This window comes from Micromonospora cabrerizensis, from assembly GCF_022230955.1.
GTDB classification, from domain to species: Bacteria; Actinomycetota; Actinomycetes; order Mycobacteriales; family Micromonosporaceae; genus Micromonospora; species Micromonospora cabrerizensis.
The window spans coordinates 1-18272 of record NZ_JAKKFI010000086.1; the positions used below are offsets into that span (position 1 = coordinate 1).

Sequence of the window (18272 nt, forward strand, 5' to 3'; positions counted from 1 at the left end):
GGGAGAACGTCGAACACAGCAAGACGCTAGCGCGGAGACGGAGGAAGGCACACCACGCGCGCCGCGGGGGGGGAGTGGGCGTGGGGGGGGCGACGGGGGGGGGCGGCCACCCCCCCCGGGCCGGGCGGGGGCGGGGCCCCCCCGCCCCCGCCGGGGGCGGGGCGGGGGCGGGGGGGGAGGCGCCGCCCCGGCGCGGGCGCGCCGGGCGGGCGGGGGGGGGGCAGTTCTGGGGTCTCGCCCCGCTGCCCGGGGGGGGGGGGGGGGGGGGGGGGACGGGGACACGGGCCGGGACAGGGGCCACGGGGGTCGAGCTCGATGAGCGGGGACGGGAGACGGGCCGGGCCCGCGGCACCTCACCGCGGGCCGCGACTCAGCTCAGAAGCACTCCTTGCCCTTGGCGTCGTCGCCCACGTTGACCTTGAGTCGGAGGCCGACCAGGTTGAACGTGGCCGCCGTGGTGTAGCGGGACACCTGCTGGAGGTTGGTGATGGTGACGTGGTCGGAGTTCTGGCCGAACGAGCCGGCCTGCGCCGTCGGGTTCAGGTCGGTGGCGTCCCGACCGATCCTGATGTTGGTGAAGGTCGCGTTGCCGTTCAACGAGTCCATCGCGATCAGCAGGTCCTTGGCGCGGGCGGGTTCCTTGCCCTCCCCGGCGTTGATGGTGAGCACCACCGGCAGGCCCGGCAGGTCGGCGCGGACGGACTGGCAGAGGCTGTACAGCTCGGCGCTGCTGATCTCGGAGAGCGCGATCGGGTGGACCTGGCCGGCCTTTCCGTCCTTGCCCTTCTCCCGGACGATGCCGCCGTACTGCTTGAAGCCGTCGCCTTCGAGGCGGTCGGCGCCGATCTTGAAGGTCTGCCCGGAGACCGTGATGTCGGACGCGATCGCGCCGGTCGACATGCCGAACAGGATGGCGCCGGCGGCGGCCGTGGCGGGCACCATCATGGCGGCGAACCGCCACCACCGGGTACGACCCTGACTGTGTAACCGATCCTGCACGGGTTCCTCCTCGGGTGGATGCGTGCGGGTGGCCGGTCCCGAACTGGCGGCCCCACCGGGCCCGTCATCTGTTACCGGCTGGTAACCATCGGGCTTGATGGTGCACCCGCTGAGGCGCAGCTCACAACCCCCCGATTACCCGGCAGTAACAGGGTGCTGACGGAATGGCCGGGCGACAGCACGCTGGGTTGGGTTGGCCACTCGTGGAAGCGGGCAAATCGCCACCAGCGCGGGCGAAAATCAATGCCCTGAACACGCAGCGTGACGTTCCATTGACCAATTACAATAAGGTAACGAATGTAAAGCACGCGTCTCCTCGGCAGGCTTCACCTGTCGCAGGCAGGGCCGTTCAGGTCGACCGACCCGTCCGAACATCCGGACGACCGCGGAACCGGTCGATCCCGACGGATGCTCGAATGACCTACTGTTTCGGCGTGAATCTGAACGACGTGCGGCGTGACTGGACCAAGCTCGGCACCGAGGACCCGCTCTGGGCCGTACTCGTTCAACCCGGCAAGCGCGGCGGACGGTGGGACGTCGAGGAGTTCCTGGCCACCGGCCGCACCGATGTCGAGGAGACGGCCGGCCAGCTTCGCCGCCTGGGTCTGCCCACTCGCTGGGAGCGGGTGCTGGATTTCGGCTGCGGCGCCGGACGACTGTCGCAGGCGCTGGCTCCGCACGCTGACGAGGTCGTCGCCGTGGACATCGCTCCGTCCATGCTGGAGACCGCCCGGCAACTGAACCGGAGTGCCGGGAACGTCAGGTTCGTTCTCAACGACGTACCGGACCTGAGCCAGTTTCCCGACGGCCACTTCGACCTGGTCTACAGCGCCCTGGTGTTGCAGCATCTGCCACGACCGGCCATCGACCGCTACCTGGCCGAGTTCCTGCGCGTCCTGCGGCCCGGCGGCATCGCCGTCATCGGCCTGCCGACAGGGCTGGCGCGAACGGCCAAGGGCCTCATCTGGCGGGTGGCCCCCTTCCGCCTGATCAGCTGGGCGCAGCGCAATCTGCTCAACTACCCGGCACCGATGAAGATGACCGTCGTGCCGCACGACGACATCGTGCGGCTGACGGACACGCATGGCGGGGACATCGTCGGGCAGTGGCCGGACCTGCCGTACAGCGAGGACTGGGTCTGCAGGCGGTACGCGATTCGCCGCGCCTAGCTGGGAACCTCCTCGGCGACCACACAGACGACCGGGCCGGCCGCCCTGGAGGACAGCCGGCCCGGTCAGGCCGATGCGGTGGTGTTGCGCGGTGTTACGGCTCGCTGCGCTCCACAGCGTGGCGACCCCCGGCGGGCGCCGTGGTTTCCTCGACCGGCTCCGAGGACGCCTGCGACGGCAGGTCGGTCGTCGGCCGGTCGTCGGCCTCCACGGGTGCCGGGTCGGGTCCGCGACGAGCCGCGCGGATGACGAGGTACAGACCGATCAGCACCAGGGCGAGGCCGAGGAGACCGAGGACGATCGGTACCACCATGGTCAGCAGATTGATCTGGTCACGCGCGTCCTTGGCAGCTTTGGCCTGCTGCTTCTGGGTGTCCTCGGTGAAGGCGAGATCCGCGTCGATGATCTTGATCTTGTCCGCGCCGGTCGCGTCGCGGAGGGTCTGCAGCTGCTTCTCCTGGCCCTTGACGATCACGCCGCTGTCGGGCTCCACCCACAGGGTCCGGGTGTTGGCGTAGAAACGGCCAGCGTTGACGGTCTGCTCGCTCGAACCCAGCAGGCTGCCCGGGACCTTGATCTCGCTGATCTGGATCGGCTCGACCGTCATCTCGAACTTGTAGACGGTCAGACCCTGCAACTTCTCGGTGCTCACGTACTTTGCGGGGTACGCCTTCCGAGCGGAGTTGTCGAAGTACTGGTAGGTCTTCTTCTCCGTGCCGAACGGGAAGGTGTACGTCAGGCCCTCGTGCTTGAAGGGCGCGCCGTTGATGTCCTCGGCGCAGCAGGCGACGGCCATGGCCGTCCGCCGGTCGAGTGCCACCCGGTCCGTACTGAGGGTGATCTCCTTGTCGGCGTCGTCGATCACCCGGACACCGACGTTGAAGACCGCCCGGTCAGCGTTGCCGTCCTTGACATCGCCCCGGACGGCCCGGTGGGCGGTCAGGTTGACTCCGCTCCGCTCCGACAGCGTGCCGAAATCGAGGACGGTCGCGTTCTGGGCCGTCGAGATCGTCACCGAACTCTGGTCCAGGGGCACCTTGACGAGAGCGGGCGCGACGACCAGCGGCGTCGCCACGGCCCCGACGATCAGGAACGTGCCCGCCGCTACCAAGATGGCACCCGACGTAGGTCGCATGTAACTCCTCCCCTTGTAATGGTCGACTAGTCGGCTGACAGTACATGACGAGACAGATTTCGGATATGGTCCGACGCGGCCTCTCAAGCCGTGTGGACCACGGTCGGATGCGGCCACCCGGCCGCCACAACAAAGGGGATGTCGAGGACCTGTGAGCCGACCTGTCAAAGCAGCCCCGATCGGTGGAGAAAGTCATCCGTCCGACCCGAATACCGGCCGAACGGACGGCTGGTTACCGGCCCTCGAAGGCCTCCGGGCCATAGCGGTGCTCGGCGTGCTCGTCCACCATGTGTCGTTTCTCAGCGGGCTGACCAACTCGTACGGACGCACCGGAGGAGTGCTGGCCAGGCTGGACGTGGGGGTCGCGGTCTTCTTCGCGCTGTCGGCCTTCCTGCTCTACCGGCCATTCGCGCGGGCGGCCATTCAATCGCAGCCGCACCCGCTGTTTTGGGCATACCTCTGGCACCGCGCACTGCGCATTCTGCCCGCGTACTGGGCAATGGCGGTTGTCGCACTGAACTGGCTCAACATCGACTACCTCAGGTCGCTCTGGGACTGGGCAATACCCCTCCTTTTACTGCACATATATGAGCCATTGCGGCTGCCTGTCGGTATGGAGCAGACATGGAGCCTTGCCACCGAGGCGACCTTCTACCTGGCGCTGCCGGTGATCGCTGCGCTCGGCCGGCGGCTGGGCGGTCGAACCCCGCTGGCGCGGGCACGCCGCCACCTGACGCTCGGCATCGCACTCGTGACGGCCGGCCTCGCCTGGAACGTGTACGCACACGGGCCGGACTCGCCGCTGCCGGAGATGTCGTGGCTCTGGCTACCTGCCTTCCTGGACTGGTTCGGGATCGGCGTCATGCTGGCCGTTCTCGCCTCCTGGCCCCCGAGCACCACCTCCTCCCCGTTCCTGCCGAATCTGGCTCCGGGTGGGTCCGACCGCGGCGAGGAAGACCTGTGGTCCGCCACGCCGCGTGGGCTCCGCGTCCTCACGTTCGCGCCCGGGACGTCCTGGCTCATCGCCGGGGCGCTGCTCTGGATCGCCAGCACGCCGATCGCCGGTCCCCGTGCCCTCGAACCCGCCACCCCCGTCGAGTCGATCACCGAACACCTGATGTTCCTGCTCATCGCGTGGTGTGTGATCGCCCCGCTGGTCGGCCGGGGTTCGGGCGGAGTTCCGCGCGCGCTCCTGCTTCGGCCGCTGATCAGGTTTCTCGGGCGAATCTCCTACGGCATCTTCCTCTGGCACATCCTCGCCCTCGAGGCCTGCTTCCGACTGCTCGGATTCACCCGCATGGGCAGCTCGTTCTGGCTGCTCCTGGCGGCGACCCTCACCCTCACCATCCCGGCCGCGATCGCCACCTACTACCTCATCGAGCGGCCGACGCAGCACCTGCGGAGATTCCTGGAGAAGCGGCGCACCAGCCGGAGGACCGGGAGCGCTTCCCTCGTTCAGGTGGAAACGCCGACGCCGGTCCCAGCGCTGACCACGGCGTCGGACCCAGCCGAACACCCGCCCCTCTCGGCGCGACTCGTACCTTCCGCGCACCCGGCGGGACCGCAGCACGAGGGCGGCGACAGCGACGAGAAGCAGGGCCGACGGGAGGGCAGCGAGTAGCTCCGCGACCGATTCGGGGCCGACGCGCCACAGCCACCACCGCTCGGAGCCGTAGATCGCGAGACCCACGGCGGCCGGCACCCAGATCCACCCGGGCGTGGGTATCCGACGTCTGTGCAGCGCCACGACCACGATCGCGCAGCCGAGCCCGACCACTCCTCCGAGCAGCACCGGTACCCCGATCGCGAGAAGCGGCGCGGTCGGCAGGGTGGCGGGAACCACCGGGTACGACGGTCGACGGCGGCGCGCCGGGAGCAGCGCCGCGACGACCAACAGCAGCAACAGACCGCCGGCGACCCGCAGGATGATGTCGTACTGCCGGCCAGGCGTGAAGACGATCTCGACCTTCCCGGCGGCCCCGGCCGGCAACAGCCATGCCTGTTTCCAACCGTCGACCCGGCTCGGTTCGAGCCGGACACCGTCGAGCGTGGCACGCCAGCCAGGGTTTGCGTTCTCCGGCACGACCAGGTAACTCGCGCCACCCGGCCCGACCTGGACCGACCGGTGTTGGTCGGTCCAGGTGAGAACCGTCAGCCCCTGGCGGGACGGCTGGTCGACCGTGGCGGCCACTGCTTCGCCGCTGAGGATCACGCTGTCGACCACGAACCGGTCCGCCGGCGCGGAAACCTCGTTCGGGCCGGCCCGGAGCGGCAGCTGGTCGGCGCCCGGCTTCGGCGTGGCCCTGGCGTTGGTCTTGGCCTTCGGTTCGACCGTGCAGGCGCGGTACCGCAGTGGCCGTAGGTCCCTCAGATCACGCAGGGTGCCGGACATGGTCGTCGTCACCGGCGCCCCGTTGACGACGATCGCGGGGCCCGCTCCACAGGGCAACGTCACGGTGCGGTCGAGGCCGCGAGGTTGGTTGGCCTCGGGAACCCCCTCCACGTCGATGCCGCTGAGGCCGACCGGGAGTGGCTGCGGCTCGAGAAACGTCGTCGACCGGCTGGAGCGCGGCACCGTCGAGGTCACTGCCAGGAAGAGGTTGCGCGTACGGAGGGCCGGGAAGCGGGCCACTCCGTCGGCGTCGACAGCCACCTCCCGGATACCGTCGTCGCCCGTGATCCGCAGTGCCCTCGGCGGCGCCGCGACCAGGCTCGCCGCAAAACGCAGCCGCACCCAGCTGACCTTCCGGGCCTTGGCCCACCGCAGTTCCACGGTCGGCTGCGGGTCGTTCGGATCCGCCAACCACCCCGTACCGTCGTCGCCGTCGCCCAACGCCCGCGACGACGCGACCGGGTCCGTGAACCAGGCGCTCGACGCGGTGAAGGTCTGTCCGCCCACCATCTCGTCGTAGACAGCGAGCGCGGTGGCCGGCGTGGCGCGGGCCAGGCCGGTGAGGCTGGGGGTGGACGCGACCGGCAGATCGAAACGTCGGGGTACCAGGCCGGTTTCCTCGCTCTGACGGATCAGGTCGGGCGCGCAGAGGTAGTGGTCGTCGGCGATGGCGCAGGCTGGCCGGTCGGCGGTCTTTCGGGCCAGCGCGACGACCTCCGGCGCGGCGGTGGCGTCGGGCAGTGCTGGCAGCCGCAGGTAGCGCACCGGATTCACCCCCGGTACGCGGACGTCCCGGATCCCCGCGCGTCGTCCCGGCACGTCGAGGCCGGCGACAGCGTCGATGGTCACGCGGAGCCAGGTGGTACGCCCGGAGGGCAACGCCAGACGCAGCGGATCTCGCCCGGCGCCGGTCACCGAGTGCACGAGCGTCCCACCCGCCGTGCTGACCTCCACCCGCGTGACCGGAGCGCCGATGACCTCGTCGTCGACCACCTGCAACTCCACCGAGCCCGCCTGGATCTTCTCCGGGAACCGGGCCTCCAGCCACTGGCCCACGGGTTTGCGGGCACCGTCGGTCAGCCAGGCCGTACCGCTGTCGCCGTCCAGGGCCGCGAACGGCCCGGCGGAGGCGTCACGCAGCCCTGCCGGGCCGGCGACGTCGGCCGCGCTGGACGAGACCCGCACATCCGTCACCCCGGTGTAGCCGGCCGAGGTCAGCGACGGCCTCCAGGCGGGGTCGAGGATGTCGTGGACCGCCCGCGCCTGCCGAGGCTGATCCAGCGGGGTGAACGTCCGCGAGGTGTTACCACGGACGATTCCGAAGTCGACCTCCCGGTTGCGGAGACTGTCGGCGAGCACCGAGCCCCCAGCGACAGCCCCCGAGGCGTCACCGTTGAGGATCACGGGCCGGTTACCGAGGACACCGGCGTCGCTGAGATCGAGCAACGTCTCCGGCGCACCGACCAGGTCGAGCGGTCGTGCCGCGTCCGCCAGGCTGACCTGGGGGGTCGGCCGGTCCACCTGGTAGATCTCCACCGCCGCGTACACCTTGCGCAGCCCGTAGTCCCAGGCCCCGAAGAAGTCCGGTGGCAGTCCGACGTCCGGCCCGAATTCGGCGACCTTGAACAGCCCGGGTGCGCTGTCGAGGGTCCGGTGCACCAGGAGCGGCCAGGCGACGGCCCCGACGGGTTGCCGCAGGTCGTTGCGGACGAGCAGATAGCGCACGCCGAGCCGGGCGAGGACGTCGGCCAGGCCCGGAGCGGCCGCGCCCGCGGCGAGCCGGTCGTCGATCGCGGAGAGCAGCCGGGCGTTTCCCGTCGATCCGGCCGGCACCAGCGAACGCACCGCCCACGGTGAGTCCAGCAGAGGTTGGACCGGTTCGTCCAACGAGCGACCCCAGTCGTACTCGGCGAAGTTGGACCCGGGCACCAGCAGCGTCGTACCGGGACCGGCGTGCCGGTCGAGCCAACCGGAGGCCTGCCGCCAGTGCTCGGGCAGCGCGGGAAAGCCGCCGCCCGCGGTGAGGCCCGCGCTACCCGCGCCGGCGCTCACCGCGACGAGCGCGGCGGCGGTGACGCCCAGCGCCACCCGCCGGGGTGCCATACCCGTGGGGCGGGAGAACCGGCGGATGACGGCGATCAGGCCGACGGTGTCCAGCATGTGCGCAGTCGCCAGAGCCAGTGGTAGGCGGAGGACGACGTCGAACTTGTGCAGGTTGCGGAGCGCGCCCAGTGGGCCGTCGAGCGCCTCCCGCACCGTTGCGGCGAAGGGCGCTCCCCCGTCCGACAGGTTCCCGGCGGTCAGGGTCACCAGGCCGACGAGCGCCCCGACGAGCAGGAACCGCCGTTCCGGCAGGTCCCGGCGAGCCAGGCCGGCCAGCCCGACGCAGGCGATCAGGCCGGTGACCAGCGCCATCCAGGGCACGGTGGCCAGGGCCCATCCGGTGGGCCACCAGGGGACCCCGTCGACGGCCAGGTGGCCCACCCAGTGGGTGGCACCGCGGACGGCTTCCGGGAGGGAGCTCACGCCGGTCGTCACCGCGGCGCTCTCGGTGAAGGGCAGGAACGGGAACCCGTACCGCTGCAGGAGCAGCAACGGGGCGAACCACCAGAAGGTGGCCGCCACCATCGCCACCGTCCAGCAGGCCAGCAGGCGGAATCGCCGAGTCCCGGGAGGACGTGTCACCACGAACAGGAAGGCCGGCAGCACGGCACACGCGGCCGCTGCCCCGTTGGCCCCACCCATGCAGACCACCGCCAGCCCGCTGAGCGCCGCCGCCCGGCGTAGCGAGCCTCCCGCAGCTCCCTTGACCAGCGGCAGCAGCACCCACGGGGCGACGCAGTAGGGCAGCAACTCCAACGAGACCGTGCCGACCAGGGAGAGTGCCCGAGGTGAGAGGGCGAAAACCGCGCCGGCGACCAGGCGGGACGCAGGGCCACCGAGGTCGAGGGCGCGGGCCAGGCGCACCACACCGGTGAGGGCGACGCAGAGCAGCGCGGCCATCCAGAGTCGCTGGACGAGCCACGCCGGGAGCCCTATCGCCTCACCGGCGAGGAAGAACGGGCCCATCGGGAAGAAGTAGCCGACGGCCTGGTTCTGGAGGGTCCCGAACTGCCAGTCCGCGATCCACAGATGGGTGGCCCGGGCGAGGAACCCGCCCGGGTCCGTGGCCATGTCCAGTTTCGTCTCGGGCACGATGAGGCCGGAGCCCTGCGTGACGCACAGGCCGATCAGCGCGAGGCAGACCAGCAGCTCACGCAGGCGCCACACCGCCAGGGACACCGTCGCGGACGGTACGCCGGGGGTGCGACGAGCGGTCGACCACGTGGTCAGCACTGCCGTACCGGAACTCCGGTGAGGAGTTCGTCTCGGCTTGCCTTCTGCTCGCTCACGGCGTCCGCGGGAACACCCGCGTCGGTCAGCACCTGCCGGATCGCTGCCGGATCGGCGCCCGGCACCAGGATCCACAGGCTCTGCTGGTCGATCGCGACGTGTCGGGTGTGCGGCAGGAGCGGCATCACCCGTGCGAGGAGGGTGTCCGGCTCGTGCGTCCGGACCACGAGACAGGCGTCCGCCGACGCCCACGGCACCGCTCGCGGCGCGAGCAGATCCCCGAGAACCGCGCGGACCCGCCGGCCGGTGTCCGCCCAACGGAACGCGTCGCTCCACTGTCGGCACTCGATCGCCATCCGGTCCGCCTCCCCCGGAGCCGCGACGGAGTCCAGTGCGCGGTCGAGACCGGCGGCGAGGTTGCCGGCGGGGTCCCCGCCCTCACTCACCAGCCACCCGGTCCGGCCTGGCCGTACGGCGTCGCGGAGCCCGTCCACGTCGAAGGCGACAGTGGGCAGCCCGGCGGCGGCGGCCTCCACCACCACGAGGCCCCAGCCCTCGCCCCACGAGCCGGAGACGTGCAACCACGCGGCGGCCAACAGGGCGTCCCGCTCGGCGGAGGGCAGGTGGCCATGGACCGTCACCACGTCGGCCAACCCACGTTCGTCGACCTGCCGGCGGATCGTCTCCACGTCCGGCCCGCCACCGACGATGTCCAGGCGCAGGTCGGGTCGTTCGGGCCGAAGCTGGCCGACGGCGTCGAGCACCAGATCCACCCGCTTGTGCCGGGTCACCCGGCCGACGCAGACGATCCGGGGTCGCGAGTCCCGGACCCCACCTCGGTGGTGGTCGGCGTCAGCTCCGTTCGGCACCACGACCACCGGGCCGGCCCAGCCGAGCCGGTCACGGACGGCCGTGGCCGTCGAGGGTGAGACCGCGAGGGTGACGCAACGGCGGTAGATCCGGCGGGCGACGGGCCCCTCCAGCCACGCACCGAAGCGCCCGACGAGCGGGCCGAAATACAGTCGGAACTGCCGGTCGTGCACGTGGTGGATCACGCAGATCACCGGCACGCCGGCCGGCAGGACCGCCGGGCTGAAGAATGGGATGCCGTTCTGACAGTCCACGACGGCATCGAACCGGCCCCGGTGGCGCAACAACCAGCCCAGCACCCGGGGGTAGATGCTCCAGCGGCCACCGACCCGGACGATCCGAATGCCGTCCCGGACCTCGTCACCGCGCTGGCCGGCCGGCCGTGCGGTCACGAAGGTGACCTCCGCGCCGGCGGTCACCAGGTCACGGGCGACCTGCCAGGCGTAGACCTCGGCGCCCCCGGCGTCGGGATGCCAGGGGTCCTTCCAGTTGAGCACCGCCACCCGGCGACCCACCATCGGGACGTCGGTGGTGGGAACCGCAGCGACCCGGGACGATCCGACACTCACGGCCGCAATCCAACAGTGGCCGCGCCGCTGGTCACGTCGGGGGCCACCGGGATGGCGACGACCGGTACCGGCAGGATGGCGGCGTCGGTACGACGGAGTCGCCAGCGGATCTTCGCGACGTCCACGAAACTCTGCCAGCCGTGGCGAACCGGGGAGAAGCGCGAGCCGGGTACGTCCACCCAGTTGACCGGTATCTCCACCAGCCTGGCGCCCGCCCGCTCGACGCGCCCCAGCACCTCCACGTCGAAAGCGAAACCACCGCACCGCAGCGGCGCGAACGCCCGCCGTGCGACATCGTTGCGGAAGAACTTGAAACCGCACTGCGTCTCGCCCACGCCGCGAACCACCTGCCGGACCGCACTGCGGAACGCCACCGCGCCCCACCGCCGGAGCAGGCTGTGCCGCTCCTCGACCACCGACTCCGGATGTGCCCGCGAACCGACCACCGCGTCGGCGCCCTCGACCAGAAGACTGAGCACCTGACCGAGATTGTCCGGCGCGGTGGCCAGGTCCGCGTCGCAGAAGCCGACGTAGCGCGCATCGCTGGCCAGTACACCGATGCGCACCGCGAATCCCTTCCCCCGCTCGCCGCACCACAACAGCCGGACGGGAACCGTGCCGGGCAGCACGGTCGACACCACCTCGGCCGTTCCGTCGGTGCTGGCGTTGTCGACCACGGTCACCCGGCAGGGCACACCGAGGTTGGCCAGCGCCGCCCGGAGCAGGAGCAGAGTCGCCGGCAGGCGCTCCGCCTCGTTGAAGGCGGGCACCACGACGTCGAGCACGACCGCATCTGACGACACGTCAGGAGGAAGGACCTCCATGGAGGGCCGTCAGCGCTCGCCGTACACGATGATGGGCTGCTCCACGTTCGCAGGCTTCGTATTGCTGTTGGTGATGGTGGACGTCCCGATCGAGACGGCCAGAATTCCGAGCACGGCACCCACCGCCGCGGCGACAACCGCGGTCAGGAGGGGATTGAAGGATGCCTTCATTGACGGTCCCTTCGACAAAAGGTACCGGACAGTAGCATGCGTCGGAGCCGTGCCGCCGGGTACAAAAGGGCGATCAACAGGGTGCCCCCGAGTACCGAATACCCCAGCGTGGGACCAATGCCGACAGTCCGCGCTGAGCCGGAAGAACCGCCATCAGCCAGACGGATCAGCGTCAATGTCCCGTCCTGCCGGACCAACTCGGCGTCCGCGAATCGACTCTCGATCGCAGTACCGCCAGGTTGATCAGTTTGAATGAGCACGTACCGCACACCGAGCCGACGCAGCGCCGGTCCGGGATCACCGGGAACCGTCAGCGCCGCGGCCACGTGGTCGGAATCGCGGCTCTCACCCTTGATCCGTTCCCGGCCGACCAGGACGTCCTGATCGCCGATCACGGGTCGACGGAACGCCCGGGGCGCCGGATCGAGCACTGGCACGCCACCCGCCCAACGGTAGGCACGGAACGACGACCAGGGCAGCGACACCAGGCTCCCGCCGGCCGGGTCCTGGTTCACCACCGCGCGCACGGTGGACCACTCGGCGGGGTATCGCACCGGGTCGAGTTGACCACCGAGACCCCAGGCCAGACCGGGGAGGAGCAGCACCGGAGCCAGCATCACCAACGGGGCCAGGGCGCGCGCACCGGTCGTCACCAGCGACTCCACCACCATCCCGAGACCCACCGCCTGAAGCAGCGCGAGGGGCGCGAGGAGGCGGGTGCCGTCCCGGACGGCGCCGGCCAACGGAACGTGTTCGACCAGCGCCGTCATCCACTGTGCTCCCCCGGGCAGGGCCGGGACCACGGCGATCACGGTGCCCAACACGGCACCGGCGAGCAGGCCCCACCAGGCCGGCGACGGCCAACGGCGGCGGGTCAGCGCGAATCCCCAGACCGCGGCCGCCGCGAGCACCAGCGCGAGCAGAGCGACCGGCCACTGGTCACGTCCGACCGGAACGGCGTACCGACTCCAGATGCCACCGAGCGTGGCGACGCTGCCGAGCACGCCGAGTGGCGTGTCCGCACGCGCGGCGAACGCGGTCACACCCCGCTCGTCGAGATCGATCGCACCGCCCCGGTTGGTCAGGGCCAGCAGCCACGGAGCGGTGAGGCCGACCAGCGTCGCGCAACCCGCGACGACCGCCCGCCACCGCCGGGCCAGGGCCAACGCCGGGGCGCAGGTCAGCACCGCGGCCAACACCATCGCCGGGCCGCCCAGCACCACCGCCAGCCCACCGGCGACGGCGGAGCGCCGGCTCGGGCCGCCGCCGTCGGGCGGGGGCCGCAGCACCCCGAGAACCCAGGCGTAGGCCCACGGCAACGCGGCGTACCCGGCGATGACCGCCCAATGCCCGAGGTGCAGCCTCCCGTACACCCAGGGGTTCCAGACGTACCCGAGCCCGGCCGCGACTCGCGCCAACGGGTGACTGACGGGAGCCAACCGGGCAGCGCCCACCGCGGCCAGCGCGAGGCAACCGGCCAGGAGCGACTTCTCCGCGATGTCGCCCGGGACCAGCTGGGACAGGCCGACCGCGAGCAGTTCGCTGGGCACCGCGCGGGGCAGCTCGGAGCCGCTGCCCCAGACCATCGCGCCGAACGGCGGGTCCGGCACGAACACCAGGTCGTACCGGAGGAGGTAACCCCGGCGCAGCACCGGGCCGAGGATCGCGAGGGCCACGCCGAGGCCGAGGACCACCTCCGGCCACCAGCGACGGAGTACGACGACAGCGCGGAGCAGCGCCGGGCCGAACTCCGGTAACGGTCGGCGCACACGGACCCCCACAGGCCTGGACGGGAAGCGGGCCCGACGTCGCACCCGGGGCTCCGGACAGCACTCTAGGCACAGGGCGAGCGCGGGGGGTACCTTGCCTGACGACGTCGACCGGCTCACCACGTCGGAGTCGCGACGCGCAGGGCACAGCCGATCCCCCCCGGCGAACCGACATGAGGCGCGATGACAGAGACGACGGCCGGGCCCACCCCGGGCCGGCTGGGAGCGGCGGGCGCGGCGGTGGCGGTCGCCGCGATGGTGACGAACGGCCTCGCCTACCTGCTACCCATGGTCGGTGCCCGGCATCTGGCGGCCGAGGAGCTGAGTGTGCTGGCCACCGTGCTGGCGCTCGTCGCAATCGCCGGTGTGGCGGGGGTGGGCCTGCAGATGGCGGTCGCCGTGCACCGCGCCCGCCAGCCGGGCGCACCCACCGTGCGGGTCACCCTCGTCACGGCCGCGGTCGCCGCTGGCGCCGTCGTCGTGGCCACGCCGCTGATGGTGACCGCCCTGCGACTGTCACTGACGATCGTGGCGCTGGTGGCCGCCACGACGTTCGCGGTCGTGCTGGCCGGCAGGTGGCTCGGGGAGTTGCAGGGCGAGCAGCGCTTCCTGCGCCTCGCGTGGGCGATGGGTGTGTTCGCCGTCGGGCGCTACACCGGCATGATCGTCACCCTCGTGCTCGGCGCCGACGTCGTGGACACGCTCGTCGCCGGCCTGGTGACGGCGTACCTCGTCCTGCCGGTCCTGGCCTTGATCGCACGACCAGCCTCGAACCTCGACGGGGCCCCGGTCAGCGCCGGGACCGCCCTGCGAATCCGGCAGGTGACGAGCGCCGGCACCGCCGCGCTGGCGATGCTCGTGGTGTCGTACGCCGACCTGATCTTCGCCCGACAACTGTTGTCGCCGGCCGACTCGGGGGCGTACTCGGTGGGCACCGTGCTCACCAAGGGCGCGCTCTGGGCACCCCAGGTGATCACGGTGCTGGCCCTGCCCCGCCTGGCCGTCGGCGACAGCCGCCTCCGCACCACCATGCTCGCGATCGTCGGCGCCTGTGGTGCCGTGCTCGTCGCCGCCTCGGCCCTGGCCGGCGACTTAGCGTTCCGCCTGGCCGGTGGTGAGGACTACGCATCGCTGGGCGAGTACGCCCCGTTCTTCGCCGCCACCGGAGCCCTCTACGCCCTGGTCTTCGCGGTCGTCAACGCCAAGATCGCGGCAGGTGCGCGGTGGCCTTCCGCGCCGCTCTGGGTGGCGGCCGGCGTTCTGGCCGTCCTGACGATGGCCGTCGCGCCGCGCACCTTCCAGGGCATCATGTGGTGCGCTCTCGGCACGGCTGCGGTGACCGCGCTGGTGATGGTCCTCGGGCTGTCACTGCGGGGCACTTCGCGCCGGGCCTCGTCCACGGACCCGGCTGAGCGGCACAGCCCCTCCACCGAGGCCGTCAGCTGACCACCGGCGCTGCCATCCCCTCTGCACCAGCCCGACCAGTCAGGATCCCGCCGCCAACCAGTCCTCCAGGAGACGGTGGTCGATCGCGTCCACCCGACCGAGGCCACGGCCGGAGGCCACCCGGTCCCGCAGCTCGGCCCGGGTGAACCAGCGCGCCTCCAGCAACTCCTCGCCGTCGACGCGTACCTCCTCGGACGTGGCGGTGGCCCGGAAGCCCACCATCAGGCCGGCGGGGAACGGCCACGCCTGCGACCCCTGGTAGGTCACGTCGGTGACGGTCACGCCCGCCTCCTCGGCCATCTCCCGACGGACCGCGTCCTCCAGGCTCTCGCCGATCTCGACGAAGCCGGCCAGCGTCGAGTACGCGTCCTCGGGCGCACCCGCATGCCGCGCCAGCAGGCACCGCCCCGGCGGGCCGGGCGCCTCGATCAACACGATGATCGCCGGTTCGATCCGGGGAAACAGGACCCGCCCACACTCCCCGCCGGTACAGGTCCGCAGGTGCCCGCCACCACCGGCGACGGCCGCCGCACCGCACGTCCCGCAGTACCGCTGCTGCCGGTGCCAGTGCAGCAACCCCCTGCCGTACGCCTGGACGGCGGCGTCACCCGGCTGGAGCCGGCCGACCAGTGCCCGCACGTCGACGGACCGTTTCGCACCGGCCATCTCGACGGCGGCACGCTCGGGCAGCGCGGACAGGTCCGCGGCGAACACGGCCACGTCCCCGTCGAGCCCCAGGAAGACGGTCTCACCGGCGGCGGACCGGACGAGCGACGCGCGCTCGGCGGTGAGCCGGACCGGCCCGTCCCCTTCGACGAGACAGCGGTCCCTCCACATCGGCAGCACCACGGTGGTCGGTTCGGTGAGCAGCGCGCTCATCCGGGTCGGATCGGCGCGCAACGGGCCCGCCCGGTCCAGCCAGCCGCCCCCGTACGCCAACACCCGTTCCGCTGTGTCCACCCGGTCACCGTGCCACGTCCGTGGTCCGCTGTCGGAACCGCCCCCGCGCCAGCGCGACACGCCGGGAGACACGCGGTAGCTGGGCCTGGTGGGCGTAGCCGCCAAGGACGGCCAAGCATTCGTTACCGTAGGTGCCTCCGGGAGGGGAAACTCCCGCAGCACCCTGGCGATCGAGGTTGCAGTGACGCTGTACGGCGAAAAGAGTCCACCCGCCGACGACCGGCCCACCGTGCAGGTCACCGCGGTCACCTGGCCGGACGACGGCCCGGCGGCCGGGCCCGCGCCCGTCCCCGGCGAGCCGGAGAGCGGCACGCGCCGCCCCCGCCGGATGCGGATGCTGCTCGCCGCCGGCGTCACCGGTGGTGTGTTCGCCGCCGTCGCGGGTGCCGGCGCCTGGGCGTACGCCGGGGATGTTCCCCGCGGCACCAGCGTGCTCGGCACCGAACTGGGCGGCCGGAGCCGTGCGGACGCCGACCGGCAGTTGCGGGCGGAGCTGGACCGGCGGGCGGCGGTGCTCGCCAAGCCGCTGACGGTCACCGTCGACGGACGCACCGCCGAGATCAACCCGGCCGACGTGGGGCTCGCCGTCGACGTGCCGGCGACCGTCGCGGCAGCGGCCGAGGCCGACGCGCACCCGGTCAGCCGGCTGGTCGGCTCCCGCACGGTCGACCCGGTGGTCACCGTCGACGCGGGCCGGCTGGACGACGCGCTCCGCAAGGTGCTCGGCGACCAGGCCCAGGGCATGACGATGCCGGCGATCAGCTACCAGGGCACCACGCCGAAGGTGGTGCAGCCGAAGCCGGGGCTGGCACTGAACCCGCAGCGCTCGGCGGAGGTCGTCCGCGCCGGCTGGCTGGCCGGAACACCGGTCACGGTGCCCCTCGTGGAGAGCCACCCGGCGACCACCCCGGAGGAGTTGGACAGGCTGGTCGCCGAGCTGGCGAAGCCGGCGGTCGCCGCACCGGTCACCCTGCGCACGACCAAGGGGTCGGTGAAGGTCCCGCCCGCCGCCATCGCGAAGAGCCTGCGGTTCACCGCCGACAAGACCGGCAAACTGACACCGTCGGTGGACGTCAAGCGGCTGCGGGCGGCGCTCGGCGATGACCTGAACGCCATCGAGGTGCCGGCGAAGGACGCCACCGTCACCATCGCCGGTGGCCGTCCCACCGTCGCCGAGGGGCGGTCCGGTCAGCAGCTGGACACGGCTGCCCTGGGTCGTGACCTGCTGGCGGTGCTGCCGAAGTCGGAAGGACGCGAGGTCACCGGCGAGCTGAAGCCGACGCCACCGGAGCTGACCGCGGAGAAGCTGACCGGCCTGGGCATCAAGGAGCGCGTGTCCACCTTCACCACCCGGTTCACCGGTGGCATGGCCTCGTCGCGTAGCCAGAACATCGCCACCATCGCCAAGGAGGTGGACGGCACCGTCGTCCTGCCCGGAAAGACGTTCTCCCTGAACGGCCACACCGGCGAACGCGGTTACGCACAGGGCTACCGGGACGCGCCGGTCATCATGAACGGCAAACTGGTGCCGGGTGTCGGCGGTGGCACCTCACAGTTCACCACCACGCTGTTCAACGCGACCTACTACGCCGGGCTGGAGGACGTCGAGCACAAGCCGCACTCGTACTGGTTCGACCGGTACCCGGCGGTCATCGAGTCGACGATCTTCTGGCCGGACCTGGACTTCAAGTTCCGCAACAACACCGAGTACGGCCTCCTGATCGACACCTCGTACACGTCGAGCACGATCACCGTGTCGATCTGGAGCACGAAGATCTACGACAGTGTGAAGACGGAGTACGGCCCGCGTCGCAACATCACCACGCCGAAGCTGATCCATCTGGAGCCCGGCCCGTCGTGCATCGCGACCAACGGCATCAACGGCTTCACCCAGGACGCCTTCCGGGTCATCAAGAAGGGCGGCACGGTGGTCAAGCGGGAGAAGTTCACCTGGCGCTACGACGCGGAGCCCCGCTACGTCTGTGGGCCGAAGCCCTGACGTCCCGGCCGCTCTGAGGTCTACTCGCCGGCGTCACGGCCCTGGCCGTGGCGCCGGCCACCCTGCGGCGGCATCGGCACCACCCGTGCGTCCTGCACCCGGATCTCCGCACGGTAGCGGTGTGCGGCGGGATGCCAGATCTCCTCGAACGGTCCCATGACCTCGCCGCCGATACCGCGGCGACGCACCCTGGTCGCCAGCCACCACAGCACCCCCAGGACCGCGGCCACACAGCCCGAGAAGACGAGAAGGATCAGCGCGTCGTCCACCCGCAGAGCGTAACCGGGAGACACGGCCCGAACAGGTGCCTCGACAGTGGGGCGCGCGGCTGGCCGACCACGGCATCAGCTGAGCCCACCACGGCAGCGGGTGCCCGGCCGGTCCGACCCGGACGAGGACTGGTGGCGACCTCGTTGATCGACTCGGCTTTACTGATATCGGGGTGTCAAGCCGCCCGGATACCGCGGTTTCAGTGATTCCGTGTCGATCACCGGGGCCGTTGTGGGGAAACGCAGAAAGGGCCACCCGATGGGTGACCCTTTCTGGAAAGATTGTCCGGCGGCGTCCTACTCTCCCACACCCTCACGAGTGCAGTACCATCGGCGCTGGAGGGCTTAGCTTCCGGGTTCGGAATGG

At 71.3% G+C, this 18272-nt stretch carries 12 protein-coding genes, 1 rRNA gene and 1 pseudogene; 4 read left to right on the forward strand and 10 right to left on the reverse strand.

Annotation, left to right across the window (positions count from 1 at the left end; translation table 11 throughout):
- Positions 1-375: 375 nt before the first annotated feature.
- Positions 376-999, reverse strand: coding sequence for a DUF6230 family protein (locus tag LADH09A_RS23240; RefSeq protein ID WP_238647586.1), 624 nt, complete (start codon positions 997-999; stop codon positions 376-378).
- A 434-nt stretch (positions 1000-1433) separates the two neighbouring features.
- On the opposite strand from LADH09A_RS23240, the gene LADH09A_RS23245 reads away from it, so the two are divergent.
- A complete protein-coding gene (locus tag LADH09A_RS23245) occupies positions 1434-2168 on the forward strand; it encodes a class I SAM-dependent methyltransferase (RefSeq protein WP_238647587.1) in 735 nt (244 codons plus the stop codon).
- Between the two features lie 94 nt (positions 2169-2262).
- Here the strand turns inward: LADH09A_RS23245 and pgfA are convergent, their stop codons facing one another.
- Complete coding sequence (gene pgfA, locus LADH09A_RS23250; protein ID WP_238647588.1) at positions 2263-3303, reverse strand: cell envelope lipid trafficking protein PgfA; 1041 nt, start codon at positions 3301-3303, stop codon at positions 2263-2265.
- 289 nt (positions 3304-3592) lie between these two features.
- Between pgfA and LADH09A_RS32130 the strand changes: the two genes are divergently transcribed.
- Positions 3593-4924, forward strand: a complete 1332-nt coding sequence (locus tag LADH09A_RS32130) for an acyltransferase family protein (RefSeq protein ID WP_372492340.1) — start codon at positions 3593-3595, stop codon at positions 4922-4924.
- A gap of 885 nt (positions 4925-5809) precedes the next feature.
- Here the strand turns inward: LADH09A_RS32130 and LADH09A_RS32200 are convergent.
- From LADH09A_RS32200 to LADH09A_RS23275, 5 genes and pseudogenes are all read right to left on the reverse strand, one after another.
- Positions 5810-9031: pseudogene (locus LADH09A_RS32200) on the reverse strand (alpha-(1->3)-arabinofuranosyltransferase domain-containing protein); the annotation flags it as partial.
- A complete protein-coding gene (locus tag LADH09A_RS23260; RefSeq protein WP_238647590.1) occupies positions 9025-10467 on the reverse strand; it encodes a glycosyltransferase family 4 protein in 1443 nt (480 codons plus the stop codon). The gene LADH09A_RS23260 and the pseudogene LADH09A_RS32200, both read right to left, overlap by 7 nt.
- Positions 10464-11252, reverse strand: a complete 789-nt coding sequence (locus LADH09A_RS23265; RefSeq protein WP_238647591.1) for a glycosyltransferase — start codon at positions 11250-11252, stop codon at positions 10464-10466. Before LADH09A_RS23265 ends, LADH09A_RS23260 begins: the two co-directional genes overlap by 4 nt.
- Positions 11253-11300: 48 nt before the next feature.
- Positions 11301-11462, reverse strand: coding sequence for a hypothetical protein (locus LADH09A_RS23270; RefSeq protein ID WP_157742438.1), 162 nt, complete (start codon positions 11460-11462; stop codon positions 11301-11303).
- Complete coding sequence (locus tag LADH09A_RS23275) at positions 11459-13231, reverse strand: MmpA family trehalose lipid delivery protein (protein WP_238647592.1); 1773 nt, start codon at positions 13229-13231, stop codon at positions 11459-11461. Before LADH09A_RS23275 ends, LADH09A_RS23270 begins: the two co-directional genes overlap by 4 nt.
- Positions 13232-13414: 183 nt before the next feature.
- Here LADH09A_RS23275 and LADH09A_RS23280 point away from each other — a divergent pair, with 183 nt between their 5' ends.
- On the forward strand, positions 13415-14677 hold the full coding sequence (locus tag LADH09A_RS23280) for a lipopolysaccharide biosynthesis protein (protein WP_238647593.1): 1263 nt from the start codon (positions 13415-13417) through the stop codon (positions 14675-14677).
- Between the two features lie 39 nt (positions 14678-14716).
- Here the strand turns inward: LADH09A_RS23280 and nudC are convergent, their stop codons facing one another.
- The gene (nudC, locus tag LADH09A_RS23285) at positions 14717-15637 is read right to left on the reverse strand and encodes an NAD(+) diphosphatase (protein ID WP_238647594.1); all 921 of its coding nucleotides are present in this window, start codon (positions 15635-15637) and stop codon (positions 14717-14719) included.
- 181 nt (positions 15638-15818) lie between these two features.
- Here nudC and LADH09A_RS23290 point away from each other — a divergent pair, with 181 nt between their 5' ends.
- Positions 15819-17636, forward strand: a complete 1818-nt coding sequence (locus LADH09A_RS23290) for a VanW family protein (protein ID WP_238647595.1) — start codon at positions 15819-15821, stop codon at positions 17634-17636.
- Positions 17637-17656: 20 nt separating this feature from the next.
- Here the strand turns inward: LADH09A_RS23290 and LADH09A_RS23295 are convergent, their stop codons facing one another.
- Complete coding sequence (locus LADH09A_RS23295) at positions 17657-17905, reverse strand: hypothetical protein (RefSeq protein ID WP_238647596.1); 249 nt, start codon at positions 17903-17905, stop codon at positions 17657-17659.
- Positions 17906-18189: 284 nt separating this feature from the next.
- A 5S ribosomal RNA gene (rrf, locus tag LADH09A_RS23300) occupies positions 18190-18272 on the reverse strand; the annotation flags it as partial.